This is a genomic window from Flavobacterium gelidilacus DSM 15343, assembly GCF_000422685.1.
GTDB classification, from domain to species: domain Bacteria; phylum Bacteroidota; class Bacteroidia; order Flavobacteriales; family Flavobacteriaceae; genus Flavobacterium; species Flavobacterium gelidilacus.
In genome coordinates, this window is the sequence record NZ_AUGN01000046.1 from 1 (window position 1) to 1,601 (window position 1,601).

The following is a 1,601-nucleotide window of genomic DNA, read 5'->3' on the forward strand; positions in this document are numbered from 1 at the left end:
CGGCTTTATTTCAGTTTTGCTGATTGATAACCAAGCCTTAACAAATATAGACAAATTTTTGATTTAAAAACTTTCCAAAATAGAAAAAGACCAAACCTGCAAAATTGAATAAAACCGTTGTTGTGCGTTCGTTTTTTGTTACCAAAATAACCATTTGACTATTGTAACAATACCAATTATTATTAAAATTCCAATTATTGCTATTATAGAGAAGAAAATTAATTCGTATAATTTATTTTTTAAAGTATGTTTTTGTTCAGTTTTATATTTTTTCTTTATATTTAATTTCTTATCAAATTTCGGCACATGATTTACTTTTGCTTCACTATCTAATTCTAATTTGCTCAGTTTTTGTTTAGCAAATTCTGACAATTTTGATTTGTCTCCTCGAAAGACAATTTCCTGCAAAATTTGATTACCTGAATAATTAACAGATTTTTCATAAATTTCAACACATTTTTTGATTCTTTCTTCGGTTGGCTCAGTTAGAATCCAATATTTTCCGGCAGAATCTAAAAATCCACTTTCATAATAAATTTCAGCAAGTTTGTTCCATAATTTAATTTCATTAGGATTTTCCTGTATCAAATTTCGCAATCTGTCAGTCGCTTTAAATTTAAGTCCATTATCAATTTCTGAATCTATTTTATTTAATTTCTCTTTTAAATTCATAGCGATTTTTCTAAAATGACGCACAACGTTTCTCGGCTTTGTTTCAGTGGCTTTGATTAAGCACAGACCAAAACAAATATAAAACAAATTTTCGACTCATAGAGGTTTTTCCGAAGGAAAAAACAAGCCTAAGCCATTGAACAAAACCGATGTTGGCAAATCGGTTTTTTAAGGCAATAAAATCACAAATACTTAAACTCAATAATTATGTTCAAAAATATTATATTCCTTTTTCAGAATTGGAATTACGTAAAGAATCAACCTTTTTTTGGTCTAAAAATAAAGTATGCATTTTGGATAATTCCGATTCCATTTTTTCTATTTGCATTTCTTGTTTTACTTCATTTTTTGAAGGCATTAAATTATTTATAAAATTATAAACACTTAAACTAGAACCAATGATTGCAATTCCAAAAATCCACCAAAAAGTTTTAAGTTGCCATTTTTTCAATCTTAAATCTATTATTGATTTTTCAAATTCAATTAATCCTTTTTCAGTTTCTTTTCGATTTAATTCTAAAGTATCTTTTTCTGTTTTCGTGAAACCTCCTTGTTCTAAATATATTTTTGTAATACCTGTTGCAGTTATTATACAACCATATGTACTAATTCTAATAGTTGCAATTTCATCTACTGAATTTTGTATCTTTTTGAATAGAAGTTCTATTTCATCTATGTCAAAATGTGGAAAAAGTTCTTTTTTAATTTCTTGTGAAGAGATTGCTCTTTCTCTGTTTTCCAAAGCGTATTCAAGAATTAAATCTTTTGCTTCTCCTTCGGAAATTGATTTAGTAGTTTCTTCCATTTTTTCAGCGGTTTTTATAAACTGTTTGCCAACGGGCAGCGGCTTTATGAAGTTGTGGGTTTTTAGCTCTGTCCTTTACAAATATATAAATAATTCCGAATAAAAAGGACAGAACTAAAAAAGA

Annotated in this window: 2 protein-coding genes; both read right to left on the minus strand. The window is 27.4% G+C overall.

Annotated elements, in window-relative coordinates; genetic code table 11:
- Positions 1-138: 138 nt before the first annotated feature.
- The gene (locus G507_RS0109660; protein WP_026717282.1) at positions 139-672 is read right to left on the minus strand and encodes a DUF6584 family protein; all 534 of its coding nucleotides are present in this window, start codon (positions 670-672) and stop codon (positions 139-141) included.
- Between the two features lie 220 nt (positions 673-892).
- Positions 893-1,477 carry a hypothetical protein gene (locus G507_RS0109665; protein ID WP_026717283.1) on the minus strand — a complete coding sequence of 195 codons (585 nt, stop codon included), beginning with the start codon at positions 1,475-1,477 and terminating at the stop codon, positions 893-895.
- Positions 1,478-1,601: the final 124 nt, after the last annotated feature.

Coding starts and splice junctions, on each gene's coding strand:
- G507_RS0109660 (WP_026717282.1), bottom strand. CDS start 672: ATGAATTTAAAAGAGAAATTAAATAAAATAGATTCAGAAATTGATAAT.
- G507_RS0109665 (WP_026717283.1), bottom strand. CDS start 1,477: ATGGAAGAAACTACTAAATCAATTTCCGAAGGAGAAGCAAAAGATTTA.